Origin of the sequence: Williamsia sterculiae (assembly GCF_900156495.1) — a bacterium.
Taxonomy (GTDB): Bacteria; Actinomycetota; Actinomycetes; order Mycobacteriales; family Mycobacteriaceae; genus Williamsia_B; species Williamsia_B sterculiae.
Window position 1 is genome coordinate 56,737 of sequence record NZ_FTNT01000004.1, and the last position, 14,977, is coordinate 71,713.

Here is a 14,977-nt window from a genome sequence, read left to right on the forward strand (position 1 = left end):
GAGCGCATGTTGAAGCGATCACTGGTCACCATCATGTGCGGCGTCGTCGCCGCCCTCGGCCTCTCCGTGACGACGATGACAGCGCAGGCCTCCGCGGCCACCTGCGCCGACATCGAAGTCGTGTTCGCGCGCGGGACCGTCGAGCCGGGGGCGCCGATCGGTCTCACCGGGAGTTCGTTCGTCGAAGCACTGCGTGCGCAGGCGCGTGGCAAGTCGGTGAACGCTTACGGGGTCAACTACCCCGCCAGCGGTGGTTTCTCCGACCGCGTGCGCTTCGTCAGGAGCGTGGTCGACGGAGTGAAGGACACCCAGAAGCGTCTGCAGTACCTGACCACGCGGTGTGCGGGGTCCAAGATCGTGGTCGGTGGTTACTCGCAGGGCGCCGCGGTCACCCAATACGCGTTGGCACCGGGAATCGTGCTCCAGCCGGAGTACGCGCGGTACCGCAGCGAGATCCCAGCTCCGCTACCGAGTGACGTGGTGCGCAAGCTGTCGTCGGTGGTGCTGTTCGCGCCGCCGTCGAACAACTTCGTCCGCGGCGTCGGTGCTCCCGCGGTGGAGCCCAACCCGCTGGTCGCAGGCAAGACGCTGCGCTACTGCATCCCGGGTGACATCGTCTGCAACGGTGCGCCGCCTGCCACCCCGAACGGCCTGCACGTGCTGTACGCGGTGAACGGCAACACCGTGGACGCGGCGGCGAAGGTGCTCGCCCGCCGTTAGGTCCGTTCCCCGATCCGACACCCTGAGCCCCGGCCACCGATTGGTGGCCGGGGCTCGGTGTATCTCAGAGGCTCGTCACGTCGGGGGCGTCAGATGAGCACGCAGATATTCACGCAGGCGGAGCGCGGGCGGAGCCGGCGTGACCACGCCAGAAGCCAGGGCGATGGAACGCGTGTAGTCACCACCGACGAGTGTGACCTCGATGGTGTCATCTGGTGCCCGTTCGTCATGCGGGAGCAGCGCCACGCCCAGACCGCGCCCGACCAGTTCGCGGATGGTCGCGAACTCCGTCACCTCGATACCGATGTCGGGTGTGTAGCCAGCCTCTCGGCACCATGACTCCGTCACCCGCCGCAGGTGGTAGCTGGACGGATTCGCGATGAACATCTCCCCGGCGAGATCAGACAGGGAGATCACGCCGGCTCCGGACAACCGGTGATCAATCGGCAGGACCGCGAAGATCTTCTGATCACCGATCCTCGAGTGTCGGATGCGATCTGGCGCCGGTATGACGACCGCCAGATCGAGGTCGCCCGCGAGCAGATCGGCGCACAGTTCACTGCCGTTCGCTTGTTTCAGGAGTACGCGGATCCCGGGATGTCGCCACCGGAAATCGGCCAGCAGATCGGGTACCACCCCGGAACCCATCGTGAGCGGGAACCCGAACCGCACGGTGCCGTGATCGGGATCGGCATCACCGGTCACCTCGGCAACAACATGATCGATCTCGTCGAGCGACACCCGGATCCGGGTAGCCAGACGGTGCGCCTCGCGGGTGAGTCGCACCGTCCTGCCGTCGTGGACCAGCAACGGGATCCGTAATGCGGCCTGCAGGGCCGTGATGCGTCGACTCATCGACGACTGTGGGATCCGCAATTCCGCAGCCGCTCGTGTCATATGTCCGTCGTTCGCGTCCAACGCGACCAGTGCCCGCAGCTGCGGCGCCAACCGCACCGTCCATTGATCCATATTCGGATGATAGGCGCCCAATCATTCATTGGACGGAACGGTTCGGCACATACATCGTGGAGAAGTCAGTGCTCACCCGGACGGTCCGAAAGCTGGTGACTTGTATGGCCACGTCTCCCACACCGCCGTCGCCCACCGACACGCACGCCGACGTCGTGCTCATCGGTGGCGGCATCATGTCCGCCACGCTGGGGTCGATGCTCGCGGTGCTGGAACCACGGTGGCGGGTCGTGGTCCTCGAACGTGCGGGTGCACTCGCCTCCGAGAGCAGCGACGCGTGGAACAACGCCGGCACCGGACACAGCGGATTCTGCGAGCTCAATTACATGCCGGACCCGACAAACGGGAGCAAGGCGTCGATCATCGCCGCACAGTTTCTGGCGAGCCGCCAATGGTGGTCGTACCTGGCGGCGCAGGGCCTGCTGGATCCGACAACATTCATCAGTACGACAGCACATATGGATGTGGTGTTCGGTGAACATGACATCGCCTACCTACGAGAGCGTTTCGACACGCTGATCACGGATCCGCTGTTCGGCGGTATGGAGTTCAGCGACGATCCGTCCGTCATCGCCCGATGGGCTCCGCTGGTGATGGAGGGCCGACCCGCCGCACAGAGAGTTGCCGCGACACGCCATCCCGGCGGCACCGACGTCGATTTCGGGGCCCTCACCCGCGGCCTCACCACCGTCATCACCTCGTGTGGGGGCGAGGTCCGACTCGGACACGACGTCCGTTCGCTGCGCCGTGACGCGAGCGGATCCTGGGTCGTGCGATGCCGAAACCGCGACGGCGAATTCTCGGTGCGGTCACCACAGGTATTCGTCGGCGCGGGGGGACACGCGCTGCGCCTGCTGCAACGCGCCCACCTCCCGGAGGTGCGGGGTTACGCCGTCCTTCCCGTCGGCGCCGCGTTCCTGCGTTGCTCGGATCCGACGGTGGTGAGCCGACACCGGTCGAAGGTCTACGGCCAGGCCGCGGTCGGAGCACCGCCGATGTCGGTGCCCCATCTCGACAGACGGGTGGTCGACGGCACACCACATCTGATGTTCGGTCCGTACGCCACATTCAGTACCAAGCTGCTCACCCGCGGGCGGTGGACCGACTTCTTCACGACGGTGCGCTCACACAACATGGTGGTGATCCTGGCGGCGATGGTGCAGAACGTGTCCTTGATCCGGTATCTGATCGGCCAGCTGGCAGCCCGACCCCGGCACAGGTTCCGTCAGCTCCAGCGGTACTACCCCCGTGCCCGTCGCGACCAATGGACACTCGTCGCAGCTGGTCAGCGAGCGCAACTGATCACTCCCGACCGGCGACGGATCGGAGTGATCCAGCAGGGAACCGAATTGATAGTCAGCGCCGACGGGTCGATGTCCGGTCTGCTGGGCGCGTCACCCGGCGCCTCGACCGCGGTTCCGATCATGGTCGACCTGCTGCGACGGTGTTTCCCTGACCGGTGGCGAGATCGGTGGGCTGAGGCCATGTCGGTCGCCATACCCGCCCTCACCACCGCTCGATGGAGTCCAGAACTCGTCCGGGACGTCCACGCGACAACCGGACGATCGCTGGGACTCGTCACCCACCGATGACTTTCTTCGTCGAGGTCGGTCCATACAGGAGACGACTACCCGCCCAACATGAGGAGATTCCGATGTTCGATCTCGGATCGGCGACGGCCTCGATGAGCCGACTGGTGACCGGCGTCCGCGACGACCAACTCGGTGCGCCCACCCCCTGTAACGACTGGACGGTGACCCAGCTCCTCGCGCACATCCATCAGTTCACCGCGGTGTTCACCACCAACGCGCGTAAACAGACCGCGCGACCGCCGACCACGCTCGTCGACGACTGGCGCACCTCGATGCCCCATGACCTCGGCGAACTCGCCGAGGCATGGCGCCAACCGTCGGCGTGGGAGGGTCGGACGTCGGCCGGTGGCGTGGACATGGATGCCGCCACCAACGCCCTGGTCGCGGTGGAGGAGCTGACCGTGCATGGTTGGGATCTCGCCCGGGCCACGGGTCAGATCTTCTCACCGGCGGACGACGAACTGAGCCGGGTCGACGAGTTCGTGACCATGTTCGGCGGTGCCGAGAACGGCCCCTACGGCCCCGCGGTGCCCGTTCCCCCCGACGCCGACCGCGTGCAGACGGTGATCGCGCGCACCGGTCGTGACCCGGGTTGGACGCGCTGAACCGATCCGAGGGTGTCCGGTGCACCGTGAACCGGTTACTCTGGTGTCATCGCTCACCGATGACGAGGAGGACTCATGTCTCCGAACCACCAGCCGTATGCCGGGGAACCGATGGAGGAGCGGCAGGTAGAACCGCTGCGTGACCACGGGTTCTTCGCACCCGACTCGGTGGCCCGCCGGGTGTGGTCCTACCCGACGTCGATACTCATCGGCTTCTCGCGAGCCGTCACCATCGAGCACCTCGACCCCGATCTGGCCGCTGCGGTCATCGCCTCCGGGCAGGTCAAACAACGCACACCGCTGCGTTTCGACCGCACGATGCAGTACTTCGCGACAGTGCTGTTCGGTGATGCCCGATCCGTGCTGACGTCGTCGGACATCCTGATGAAGATCCACCAGCGCGCGACCGGTATTGATCCGGTCACCGGCCGGGAGTACGCGGCCAACGATCCGGACTCGCAGTTGTGGATCCACCTGACGGCGTGGCATTCCATCCTCATCAGCTACGAGATGTTCGGTCCGGGAAAGCTCAGCGCCGCGGAGGAGGCGCGGTACTGGCAGGAATGCGTGCTGGCCGCAACCTTTCAGACGATCGATACCGACACCATGCCGCGCACCCGCGACGAGGTTCGCGAGTACTTCGACGGCTTCCGTCCGAACATGATCGCCTCCGACGGCATGCTGGACATGTTCCATTTCCTGGTGAACATGCAGCTCTCCTCGTTGCCGCCGGAGATACCGGCACCCATGCGCAAGACCCTGAATGCCCTGACATCGCGAGCTGTGGTGGCCACGATGCCGCAGTGGATGCGCGACATGGGAGGAGTTCCGCAGAGCCCTGCCGTAGACGCAGCGACGATCGCGGCGCTCAAGCCGGTGCTGCTGGCCATCTCCAAGTCGGACCATCTCATGCTGCCGTTGCTGAAGACGTTGTCACCGCGGACCTATCCCATACTCGCGCCGTTCTTCCTCGACATGCCTCCGCACAACCCCCACGTCTACGACGAGGCGGAGGCTCGCCAGGAATTCGACTTCCCGGCGAAACCTCGTGAGATATACGAACAGCAGTTGGCGAAGAAGCGGAACGGTGCGGCACCGAAGCCGTACGAGGCCGACCATCACGACGCGCTGCTCGCGTTCACCACAGCAGGTGACCAGGGAGGGCTTCTCGAACGTGCCGACTCCGGAGTCGTTCGATGAGCGTCGACACGGTTGTCGTCCCGGACACGGCTCAGCTCGACGAAGCCATCGAGCAGGTCACAGCCGGTGCAGCCCGATGGGCGGCAATGGATCTGCACGCCCGGGCCGAACTGTTACGGCAGACCCAACGTGCAGTCGCCGCAGAGGCTCCGGTGTGGGCGGGCGCGGCCACCGCCGCCAAACAGGTGCCGTCCGGTCGATACGAGGGCGAGGAATGGATCTCCGGACCGGGCGCGGTCGCTCCCATGTTGGGTGAGTACGCCGCCACGTTGGAGAAGCTGGCGAACGGAGGGTCGGCGCTCGACGGAGTGCCCGTCACCGAATCGGAGGACGGCCGGGTGGGCGTCCAGATCATGCCCGGTGACCTGAAGGACCGGGTGCTGTTCAGTGGATACACCGGTCATGTCTGGCTGAAGCGCGGTGTGACCATCGACCAGGCCCGTGCCGATGCCGGCCTTGCCGCGCGCACAGCCGGGGCCTCCGGTGGTGTGGGTCTCGTTCTGGGCGCGGGCAACATCACCGCCATCGCACCACTGGACGTGGCCTACGAACTCGTCGCACACAACAGGGCGAGCATCCTCAAGCTGAACCCGACTCTCGCCAAGCTGCTGCCCTCGTACCAACGAGCGCTGGCGCCTCTGGCCCGGGCGGGCCTGGTGCGCATCGTCAACGGAGGCGCCGAGGTGGGAACGTATCTCGCCGAACATCCGGGTATCGGTCACGTGCACATCACCGGATCGGCCCGCACCCACGACGCGATCGTCTGGGGTACCGGATCCGCCGCCGACGCCAATCGCGCCGCTGGCACGCCCAAGCTGCACAAGGACATCACCTCGGAGCTCGGCGGGGTGTCGCCGATCATCGTGGTACCGGGCAGATGGTCGAAGCGAGACTTGCGATACCAGGCCGAAAACGTTGTCACCCAACGATTGCACAACGCCGGTCACAATTGCATCGGTGGCCAGTCACTGCTCGTGAGCGCCGACTGGGCGCAGAAGGACGCGTTCCTCAACGAGGTCCGCACGGTCCTGAGTGAGATCCCCGGCCGCCTGCCGTGGTACCCCAACGGGCAGGCCAGCATCGATCGTGCGAAGGCGACCTATCCCGATGCCGAACAGGTGGGCAGTTGCCTACTGGTGCGGGTCCGCGAGGGATCGCCGACGGAACTCTTCGACGGCGAGTACTTCGCGACGGTATTGGGCATCACCGAGTTGCCGGGCAAAGGCTCCACCTTCCTCGCCAATGCCGTCGACTTCGCCAACGATCAGTTGGACGGCACCCTGGGGGCATCGGTCATCGTCGATCCTCGTGAGGCCAAACGCATGGGCAGACAGTTCGACGAGTTGATCGCGAAGCTTCGGTACGGTGCCGTGGGCGTCAACGTCTGGAGTGGCATCGCGTTCCTGCTGGGCGCTGCCAGTTGGGGCGCCTTCCCGGGACACACCTTGGAGAAGGTCGGCTCCGGTATCGGCGTCGTCCACAACACGCATCTGCTCGCGGACACCGAACAGACGATCATTCGCGGGCCGTTCCGACCGTTCCCCCACTCGATACTCGGCGGCGAACCGTCACTCGCTCCGAGACCACCGTGGTTCGTCACCGCCCGGACCGCGCGTCAGACGGGACAGGCGCTGGCGCGGCTGGGCGGAAAAAGGTCATGGCTCAACACGATCCGCGTGGTGCCGCCGGCGATGCGGGGCTGAGACATCTCTGCCACCGACGACATCCGCGACGGTCGGAACGCGCGGTGGGACGGTCACCGCGAGAAGCGCCGCAAGCAGATCATCGAGGCCGCGGTGGACGTGGTCGAGGACGCTCCGCCGGGTGCCGAATTGACCGTGCAGGATGTGGCCAGCCGATCGGGTCTGGTGCGCACGGTCATTCAGCGTCATTTCGGCGGTCGGGACGGCTTGGTCCGCGCGACCCAGGCACATGCGCTGACGGTGGCGTTCGGACACATCACCGCGGATATCGAATCCGCGGTGACTCTCGGTGACGTGGTCTCCCGGTTGGCGGAGAGGACGATCGCCTGGGTCCACGACCACCCGTCTCTGCACGTTCTGATCGAACGTGAGATCGGGGACGGCAACCCCGGCGAGCTGTCACTGGCCACCCGCGGATACGCCGAATGGCTGAGCCAGTTCTACGGGGTGATCGTCGCGGACCGGGGTGCCGACCTCCAGGCGCATCAGATCGCCCGGGTCCGACTGCTCTTCATCGGCGTGGTCGGACAGGTGCGGACCGTTGTCGCCGAGTGGACCCACACGGCGGTGCCCGAACGCCTCTCCCCCGGAGAACTGTGTGACGTGCTGTCCGACCTCATCGTCGCGCAGATCGTCAGCGAGGCGTCGACGGAGGGCGTCGACCTCGATTCGACAACTGTGCTCTGAGCCTGCGGGCGTCGCTCTCATCGCCGAAAACTGCGGGAAGTCGGAATTCCCGCAGTTGTCGCGGCGACCTGATCACCCGGTTCGATCGTTCGCAATCAGTCGCCGACCCGCGCCAAACGCAGTGTTGACGCTGCGACAGCCACGAGGACGGCGATGGCGAACCCCAGCAATGTGCCGCGGACAGAAGAGTATTGCAGCGCGACTCCGATACCGATCACCGGAGCGGACAACCCCCAGGTACCCGGCAAGGTAGAAGGCCGCCATCGTCGCGGCCATGTGCTCCGGTGGGGCTAGCGCCGATGCCACCGTCAGGCTCGACCGGAACAAGGCGGCCCCACCCGCCCCGATCAGGGCCGCCGCCGCGACGAACACCGTCAGACTCGGGGTGGGAAGCCATGTGGCGATCACCAGCAGCACGCACCCGAGCACAGTGAGCCCGAAGGCGATCAGCACGAGTGGCCGTAGGCTCAGTCGTGCTGCTACAGCGCTGCTCACAACCCCCACTCCGAAGACGACGAAGAGAACCAGTCCGGGCAACGCGGGCGAGCTCTGGTGCAGCGTGTGCTTCAGGACAGTCGCGGCGAGGCCGACGAACAGCCCGAACAGCGCGAAGACGGACGCGACGCCAGCCACCGCTGCCGCGAACGGCGAACGCTCGCCAGGCGGAAAGCTGGGCCACTGAGGGCGATACCGCGGTCGTGGCCATACAGGGACACAGGTCTCGGGAGACACGATTAGTCCGGCGACGCACGCGCCGAAGGCACCGAGACTGACCACATAGGGAATCGTGAGTGGATACGGAACGAGCGCGGCGATCAGCCCGCCAACGAGTCCACCCACCCCGAGACCGCCGAGCGACACGGCCGCGGTCAACAGCCCGACCCGATGCATCTGGTCGACGTCACGGTGCGCGGCAAACAGTTCGACCAGGTACGCGGTGGCGGTGGATGCGGTGACCCCCACGGCCAGACCACACAGCACCCGCGCGACGAACAACCCGGTCAGCGTCGGCGCCATGATGAAGACGACGGCGCTGATCGCGTTGACGGTCAGTGCGGCGACAAACACGGGACGACGGCCCACGGAGTCGGACACGTGTCCCGCCAACACCAGGCTCACCGCGACCCCGATGGCGTAGGCGGCGTACACGAGGGTGATCGACAACGGTGAGAGGTGGTCGCGCACGGCGTAGAGGCCGTAGAGAGGGCTCGGCACGGTGCTGAACGCCTGCATCGCGAGGTACGTCAAAGCCGCGGTGTGGTAACCAAATCGGTAACGCGCACGGGTGGGTGGCAGTGTCGTCGTCGGGATCATGCCGAGCACTATGGTGTAATTGTCTTATGCGGGTAAACCCTTACATCGAGCCGCTGTTGCACAACGCCACCGACCTGCTGAACCGACCGCCGACGAGCGTCGAGGAGCTGGAGCGCCGCTGGCTCGACTGGGGACTGATCCAGTTTCCCCACCCGGTCACCGCCGATGATCTGGACGTGGTCTTGGCATACCTGGAGCAATGGGGACACCTGGTGGATGCGCCCGGTGAACGCGAGCGAGTGCTGATACTCAACGCGATGCTGGCGCGGTTCACGGCACCGCCGTCGGTCACCGACCACGACGGCAGCGAGTGGCACCTGCACTATCGCGACCCCGCGGCAACCTTCGGCATGACCTTGGCTGGTTCGACGAGTGCCAGCGCGGCGCAGTTTCTGTGTGATCGTGGAATGCAGCGGCTGGGGCGGTGCGGAATTCCCGAATGCCGTCGAGCCTTCGTCGATGTGAGTCGACCAGGGCGCCAGCGGTACTGCACCCAGGCCTGCGGCAACCGGGCGGCAGTCCGACGGCATCGGGCGTCGGCCCGCGGGTGAGGTGGCCGGCGTCGCTCTGGTCGGGGTGTCGAGAACTGCGGGAAAGACGATTTCCCGCAGTTTTCGCGAACGACCCCACTAACGCCCCACGAAATCCGGACCTGCGCAGCACCGAGCCCCGGCCACCTGAACGGTGACCGGGGCTCGGTTGGTGTTGCGGGAAGAGCCAGGGCTCAGGTCAGAAGCCCATGCCGCCCATCTCGTCGCCACCCGGCATGGCCGGGGCCGGGTTCTTCTCCGGCTTGTCGGCGACGACCGCCTCGGTGGTGAGGAACAGGGCCGCGATCGACGCGGCGTTCTGCAGCGCCGAGCGGGTGACCTTCACCGGGTCGTTGATGCCTGCGGCGAGCAGGTCCTCGTACTTGCCGGTCGCGGCGTTCAGGCCGGTTCCGGTCGGCGAGTTGAGCACCTTGTCGGCCACGACGCCCGGCTCGAGCCCGGCGTTGACGGCGATCTGCTTGGCCGGGGCCGCGAGCGACACGCGCACGATGTTGGCACCGGTGGCCTCGTCACCCTCGAGGGTCAGACCCTCGATGACCGGCTCGGACTGCAGCAGGGCCACGCCACCACCGGCGACGATGCCCTCCTCGACGGCGGCCTTGGCGTTGCGCACGGCATCCTCGATGCGGTGCTTGCGCTCCTTGAGCTCCACCTCGGTGGCGGCGCCGGCCTTGATGACCGCGACACCGCCCGCGAGCTTGGCCAGCCGCTCCTGCAGCTTCTCGCGGTCGTAGTCGGAGTCGCTGTTCTCGATCTCGCCGCGGATCTGCGCCACGCGTCCGGCGATGGCCTCGGGGTCACCCGCGCCCTCGACGATGGTGGTCTCGTCCTTGGTGACGACGACCTTGCGTGCGGTACCGAGCAGCTCGATACCCGCACCCTCGAGCGAGAGGCCGACCTCTTCGCTGATGACCTCGCCACCGGTAAGGATGGCGATGTCGGCCAGCATGGCCTTGCGACGGTCACCGAAACCGGGGGCCTTGACCGCGACCGACTTGAAGGTGCCGCGGATCTTGTTGACGACCAGGGTCGACAGGGCCTCGCCCTCGACGTCCTCGGCGATGATCAGCAGCGGCTTGCCAGCCTGGATGACCTTCTCCAGCAGCGGCAGCAGGTCCTTGACCGTCGAGACCTTGCCCGACACCAGCAGGATGTACGGATCCTCGAGGACCGCTTCCTGACGATCGGCGTCGGTGACGAAGTACCCCGAGATGTAGCCCTTGTCGAAGCGCATGCCCTCGGTGAGCTCGAGCTGCAGGCCGAAGGTGTTCGACTCCTCGACGGTGATGACACCCTCTTTGCCGACCTTGTCCATGGCCTCGGCGATGAGCTCGCCGATGGCCGGGTCGCCCGCGGAGATGCCCGCGGTCTGCGCGATCTGCTCCTTGGTCTCGACCTCCTTGGCCGACTTCAGCAGCGACTCGGTGACGGCCTCGACGGCCTTCTCGATGCCGCGCTTGAGACCCAGCGGGTTGGCGCCGGCCGCGACGTTGCGCAGACCTTCGCGGACCAGAGCCTGGGCGAGGACGGTGGCGGTGGTGGTGCCGTCACCGGCGACGTCGTCGGTCTTCTTCGCGACCTCTTTGACCAGCTCGGCGCCGATCTTCTCGTACGGGTCCTCCAGCTCGATCTCCTTGGCGATGGACACACCATCGTTGGTGATCGTGGGGGCGCCCCACTTCTTCTCCAGGACGACGTTGCGACCCTTGGGGCCCAACGTCACCTTGACTGCGTCGGCGAGGCTGTTCAGGCCCCGCTCGAGGCCGCGGCGGGCCTCTTCGTCGAACGCGATTTGCTTGGCCATAGGTAAGTGATCCTCCGATTGGGGGTGACACCAGAAGTTTCGTTGGTCGGACTCGGTGCCCGCGACGGACGAGCGGTCGTGTCATCGGACCGATCTCACCGTCCCGACCTGGCACTCGCGGTCCGCGAGTGCCAATACATTTCTTAGCACTCGGGCACGGTGAGTGCAAGGTCTGAACACCGGGATCGATGCCCGGCCGGCACCGATGTCAGGACCTCAGCAGACGTACGAGCACTCCGGCGGCATGGGCCTCGGCGGCGCGTTGGGCTCCGTCGGCGTCACCCGCCTCGAGAGCCGCCACGATGCGACGGTGTTCGGTGACCGCGAGGCGACGGTTCAACTCGTGCGCCCACATGTCCGACCGGTACAGATGAGCCTGGGTGTCGAGCTTGAGCAACGCGTCGCAGAGCGGTCCGTTTCCGGACAGCGACCGCACGGCGGTATGGAAGTCGAGGTCGAGGTCGGCGTCACGCCGATGGTCGGGTGGTGCGGTGAGCAGCCCCTCCTGTCGGCGCACCTGCGTCCACAGGCCGTCGACGTCGGCGTGAGTCACCCGTGCGGTCGCCTGACGAGCGGCCAACCCGTCGAGGACCTCGCGCACCTCGAACACCTGGCGCAGCATCGACGCGTCGAGGACCGCGACCTTCGCGCCGATCCGCGGAGTGTAATCGGCCAGTCCCTCGACCACGAGCTGCTGGACAGCCTCTCGGACCGGGCTCCGCGACACCTCGAGACGGGCGGCAAGCCCCGGAACACTCAGGGGTGTACCCGGGGCCATGCGCCCGTCGAAGATCTCATCGCGCAGCTGTCGTAGAACGGCCTGGGTCAGCAGGGCGCCATCGCTGTTGGGGACGCTCATGAGACAGCAGAATAATTCGCGTCAGGTCGCCTGTGCGACACCCAGTCGCTGCGCCTCCCGCTCGGCCCCTACGGGCGCGATGCCGGACTTCATCCCGGCGAGTTTCGCGTTGATGTTGTCGGCGATGGTGATCGGCGGATATCCCGGACGGTCGGTACGCGAACACCCGGGCAACGTCTCGATCACCGCGTCGTGATTGCCGTCGAAGAAGAAGGCGGCCGAGCGGCGCCGGATGATCCGACCGTCCACCACGGGCGGATCGACGCGGTGGATCGTCGAACGCCAACGGTCATTCGTCCATCGCGCCATAGCGTCACCGAGGTTGACGATCAACGCTCCCTCCGCGGGCTGAACGTCACGCCACACCCCGCCACCATCCAGGACCTGCAGACCGGGAACGCGGTCGGCCCACAACACGGTCAGAATACCGAAATCGGTGTGCGCACCCATCCCCGTCAACGCACCGGCCACCTCGATCTCTCCCTCCGGCAAGGTGTAGTTGTTCATCTTCAGCGCGTCGATGGAGTGATCGATCAGTCCGTCGAAGTACCCGTCAGCCAACCCCAACGCGTCGGTGAAGGCGGTGAGCAGAACGCGCGACACCCGTCGGGCCTCGTTGAACCACGCCTCGACACCGGTTCGGAACCGCGGTGCCGCATCGGTGGGCCAGGTGTTGTCCGGGTAGCTGCGCACGGGGAGATCGACGCCGGCAAACCACCCGCGTTCCGAACCCACGGTAAACGCCTCATAGAAATCGTTCATCTGATTCGCCGCGGCAACGCCGAGACTCATGCTCAACGACTCGCTCTTGGGCGGGCTGTAACCTCGGTTCTCACCCGGCCTGGCGTAATGCTTTTTGGTCTCGAGTGGCAGTTCGTAGAAGGCATCAAGTGCATCGGTGAGCCCATCGATGGTGTTCTGCGACACGCCGTGTCCAACGACCTGGATGAATCCAACCTCGCTGCACGCGATGTCGAGAAGCCGTGCCACCTCGGCACGTTCGGCAGGACCACCGTACGGATCGACGTACGGTGCGATGTCGATGACGGGGACTGTGAACATGGTTGCCCTCCTGGACAGTGGGGACTGCGTGGTGTCGACGACGTCAGCGTCGACGCGTGACAATGGCATTGAGAACGCTGAACACCGCGAACACCGCGATGCCGAACGCCGAGGCGAGAACGATCGCCGCGATCAGATCGTCGGACTGCAGTCGCGCCCGGTAGATGTCGAGGAGGGTCCCGATGCCGGGCTCCCCCTTCGCGAAGAACATGTCGCCGATGATCGCTCCGACGACGACCAGTCCCGAGGCGGTGCGGAAGCCGGTCATCATGGACGGCAGCGCCGACGGGATCTCGAGTTTCACCAGACGCTGCATCACCGATGCCCGGGACAGGGTGAAGAGCTCGTGCGCCCCCCTGTCGACCGACACCATCCCGAAATGCGTGTTGGCGATGATCGGGAAGATCGCGATGATGACGCAGACGATGGTGCGGGCCGTCATTCCGTAGCCGAACCAGAGCCCGATGAGGGGAACGATCGCCAGCACCGGGATGACCTGCAGGACAACGGCCCACGGATAGATCGCACGTTCTAGGAAGGACCCTCGACTCATCAGGACGCCGATCCCGACTCCGATCAGTGCTGCGAACACGAAGCCGACCACACTGACCTTCGCGGTCACGGTCAACGCCTCGAGCATCGGATTCACGTGCGCTCTGTCCAGTAGTGATCGGGTCAGGACCTGATGCGGTGGTGGCAGCAGAAATCGTCGTGTCGGGCTCAACAGCACGTAGCTGGTCAGGTACCAGAGCCCGATTGCTGCGCTGAGCGACAGCAGTGGCGGTGTCAGCGTGCGCGCCGCCGATGTGAGCCTGGATGTGATCGCGGTCGATGCCCGGACCGCGCCCTTCTGGCTGCCACCCCCCGAGACGGTCGTCGGCGCGGCGTCCCCACTCGGTGGCTCCTTCGTGATCGGGATGGTGGTGGTCATTCGGTGCCTCGCAAAGTCTCGGAGATCGCGGCCACGTGGGCGGTGAACCGGGGGTCGTATCGCAACTCCGGCTCACGTGGATAGGCGAAGTCGATCCGGATGTCCGCCGCGATACGCCCGGGCCGCGGGGACATCACGACGACGCGATTGGCCAGGAACACCGCCTCCGACATCGAATGCGTGATGAACAACGCGGTGAATCTCCGTGCGGTGTACAACCTGAGCAGTTCGTTCTGCATCTCCAGCCGGGTCATCTCGTCGAGGGCACCGAACGGCTCGTCCAGAAGCATCACGGCGGGCTCCTTGGCCAGCATCCGCGCCAGGGACACCCGCATCTTCATTCCACCGGAGAGCATGCGTGGCAGTTGCTTCTCGAAACCGCCGAGACCAACGGCGTCGATCGCGACGGCGGCACGTGATCGGCGCTGTGATTTGGGCAGTCGCGCCAGTTCGGCACAGAGCTCGACGTTGGCCTGAACCGAGCGCCACCCGAGCAGGGTCGGTTCCTGGAAGATCACCCCCACCGAATCCGTGGACAACGCGATACTGCCCGCGGTGGGCGCCTCGAGGCCGGCCGCCATCCGCAGCAGGGTCGACTTTCCACATCCGGACGGCCCGACTATGGCGACGAAGTCCCCGTCGGCGATGTCGAGATCGACGTCGAGGACGGCCGTGGTGCCCGAGTCGAATTCCTTACTGACCCCCGACGCCGAGATCACGGTCCCCTTGGTGAGGTGCCGGGCGTCGACGTCGTTGACCGTGTCTATCAGGTTCATCAGCTCATCCATCGGGCGGGCGCACATGTGTACATGTAGCGATCGGAATAGTTGCGGCTCTGAGTGTTGATTACATGTATTACGGAATGGTGTCGCGGTGTGAACACTGGGTGACGATAGCGGCCAACGAACCCCTGTCACTTGCCGAGCCGATCACTTAATCCCATGTCAGGGCACGTTGTGACTCACATAATTGCGAGCAAT

14 protein-coding genes are annotated in these 14,977 nt (G+C 65.8%); 7 read left to right on the forward strand and 7 right to left on the reverse strand.

Annotated elements, in window-relative coordinates; translation table 11 throughout:
* The first annotated feature begins 6 nt into the window (after positions 1–6).
* The gene (locus BW971_RS08175) at positions 7–720 is read left to right on the forward strand and encodes a cutinase family protein (RefSeq protein ID WP_143690262.1); all 714 of its coding nucleotides are present in this window, start codon (positions 7–9) and stop codon (positions 718–720) included.
* A gap of 75 nt (positions 721–795) precedes the next feature.
* Here BW971_RS08175 and BW971_RS08180 read toward each other — a convergent pair whose 3' ends face one another.
* Positions 796–1,689 (reverse strand): LysR substrate-binding domain-containing protein, encoded by an 894-nt coding sequence (locus BW971_RS08180; RefSeq protein ID WP_076478428.1) that lies wholly within the window; start codon positions 1,687–1,689, stop codon positions 796–798.
* Positions 1,690–1,793: 104 nt separating this feature from the next.
* Here BW971_RS08180 and mqo point away from each other — a divergent pair, with 104 nt between their 5' ends.
* The 5 genes from mqo (at position 1,794) to BW971_RS08205 (ending at position 7,476) form a co-directional block, all read left to right on the forward strand.
* Positions 1,794–3,281, forward strand: a complete 1,488-nt coding sequence (gene mqo / locus BW971_RS08185; protein ID WP_076478429.1) for a malate dehydrogenase (quinone) — start codon at positions 1,794–1,796, stop codon at positions 3,279–3,281.
* A gap of 62 nt (positions 3,282–3,343) precedes the next feature.
* Positions 3,344–3,886: a TIGR03086 family metal-binding protein gene (locus BW971_RS08190; protein ID WP_076478431.1), complete on the forward strand. Its 543-nt coding sequence runs from the start codon at positions 3,344–3,346 to the stop codon at positions 3,884–3,886.
* A 75-nt stretch (positions 3,887–3,961) separates the two neighbouring features.
* Positions 3,962–5,086 carry an oxygenase MpaB family protein gene (locus BW971_RS08195; protein ID WP_076478433.1) on the forward strand — a complete coding sequence of 375 codons (1,125 nt, stop codon included), beginning with the start codon at positions 3,962–3,964 and terminating at the stop codon, positions 5,084–5,086.
* Positions 5,083–6,789 carry an aldehyde dehydrogenase family protein gene (locus tag BW971_RS08200; protein ID WP_076478435.1) on the forward strand — a complete coding sequence of 569 codons (1,707 nt, stop codon included), beginning with the start codon at positions 5,083–5,085 and terminating at the stop codon, positions 6,787–6,789. The genes BW971_RS08195 and BW971_RS08200 overlap by 4 nt, the downstream gene beginning before the upstream one ends.
* A 93-nt stretch (positions 6,790–6,882) precedes the next feature.
* On the forward strand, positions 6,883–7,476 hold the full coding sequence (locus BW971_RS08205) for a TetR/AcrR family transcriptional regulator (RefSeq protein ID WP_076478437.1): 594 nt from the start codon (positions 6,883–6,885) through the stop codon (positions 7,474–7,476).
* A 72-nt stretch (positions 7,477–7,548) separates the two neighbouring features.
* On the opposite strand, the gene BW971_RS08210 is transcribed toward BW971_RS08205, so the two are convergent.
* The gene (locus BW971_RS08210) at positions 7,549–8,790 is read right to left on the reverse strand and encodes an MFS transporter (RefSeq protein WP_143690263.1); all 1,242 of its coding nucleotides are present in this window, start codon (positions 8,788–8,790) and stop codon (positions 7,549–7,551) included.
* A gap of 26 nt (positions 8,791–8,816) precedes the next feature.
* On the opposite strand from BW971_RS08210, the gene BW971_RS08215 reads away from it, so the two are divergent.
* Positions 8,817–9,341, forward strand: a complete 525-nt coding sequence (locus tag BW971_RS08215) for a CGNR zinc finger domain-containing protein (RefSeq protein ID WP_076478441.1) — start codon at positions 8,817–8,819, stop codon at positions 9,339–9,341.
* A 178-nt stretch (positions 9,342–9,519) separates the two neighbouring features.
* Here BW971_RS08215 and groL read toward each other — a convergent pair whose 3' ends face one another.
* The 5 genes from groL to BW971_RS08240 form a co-directional block, all read right to left on the reverse strand.
* A complete protein-coding gene (gene groL / locus BW971_RS08220) occupies positions 9,520–11,145 on the reverse strand; it encodes a chaperonin GroEL (protein ID WP_076478443.1) in 1,626 nt (541 codons plus the stop codon).
* 208 nt (positions 11,146–11,353) lie between these two features.
* On the reverse strand, positions 11,354–12,004 hold the full coding sequence (locus BW971_RS08225; protein WP_076478445.1) for a GntR family transcriptional regulator: 651 nt from the start codon (positions 12,002–12,004) through the stop codon (positions 11,354–11,356).
* 21 nt (positions 12,005–12,025) lie between these two features.
* Positions 12,026–13,066, reverse strand: a complete 1,041-nt coding sequence (locus BW971_RS08230) for an isopenicillin N synthase family dioxygenase (RefSeq protein ID WP_076478447.1) — start codon at positions 13,064–13,066, stop codon at positions 12,026–12,028.
* 43 nt (positions 13,067–13,109) lie between these two features.
* Positions 13,110–13,997: an ABC transporter permease gene (locus BW971_RS08235; protein ID WP_083709518.1), complete on the reverse strand. Its 888-nt coding sequence runs from the start codon at positions 13,995–13,997 to the stop codon at positions 13,110–13,112.
* Positions 13,994–14,773 carry an ABC transporter ATP-binding protein gene (locus BW971_RS08240; protein ID WP_076478851.1) on the reverse strand — a complete coding sequence of 260 codons (780 nt, stop codon included), beginning with the start codon at positions 14,771–14,773 and terminating at the stop codon, positions 13,994–13,996. Before BW971_RS08240 ends, BW971_RS08235 begins: the two co-directional genes overlap by 4 nt.
* Positions 14,774–14,977 lie beyond the last annotated feature (204 nt).

Bases quoted from the DNA above. Each gene is read 5' to 3' on its own strand.
- BW971_RS08175 (WP_143690262.1), top strand. From the start codon at position 7: ATGTTGAAGCGATCACTGGTCACCATCATGTGCGGCGTCGTCGCCGCC.
- BW971_RS08180 (WP_076478428.1), bottom strand. From the start codon at position 1,689: ATGGATCAATGGACGGTGCGGTTGGCGCCGCAGCTGCGGGCACTGGTC.
- mqo (WP_076478429.1), top strand. From the start codon at position 1,794: ATGGCCACGTCTCCCACACCGCCGTCGCCCACCGACACGCACGCCGAC.
- BW971_RS08190 (WP_076478431.1), top strand. From the start codon at position 3,344: ATGTTCGATCTCGGATCGGCGACGGCCTCGATGAGCCGACTGGTGACC.
- BW971_RS08195 (WP_076478433.1), top strand. From the start codon at position 3,962: ATGTCTCCGAACCACCAGCCGTATGCCGGGGAACCGATGGAGGAGCGG.
- BW971_RS08200 (WP_076478435.1), top strand. From the start codon at position 5,083: ATGAGCGTCGACACGGTTGTCGTCCCGGACACGGCTCAGCTCGACGAA.
- BW971_RS08210 (WP_143690263.1), bottom strand. From the start codon at position 8,790: ATGATCCCGACGACGACACTGCCACCCACCCGTGCGCGTTACCGATTT.
- BW971_RS08215 (WP_076478441.1), top strand. From the start codon at position 8,817: ATGCGGGTAAACCCTTACATCGAGCCGCTGTTGCACAACGCCACCGAC.
- groL (WP_076478443.1), bottom strand. From the start codon at position 11,145: ATGGCCAAGCAAATCGCGTTCGACGAAGAGGCCCGCCGCGGCCTCGAG.
- BW971_RS08225 (WP_076478445.1), bottom strand. From the start codon at position 12,004: ATGAGCGTCCCCAACAGCGATGGCGCCCTGCTGACCCAGGCCGTTCTA.
- BW971_RS08230 (WP_076478447.1), bottom strand. From the start codon at position 13,066: ATGTTCACAGTCCCCGTCATCGACATCGCACCGTACGTCGATCCGTAC.
- BW971_RS08235 (WP_083709518.1), bottom strand. From the start codon at position 13,997: ATGACCACCACCATCCCGATCACGAAGGAGCCACCGAGTGGGGACGCC.
- BW971_RS08240 (WP_076478851.1), bottom strand. From the start codon at position 14,773: ATGAACCTGATAGACACGGTCAACGACGTCGACGCCCGGCACCTCACC.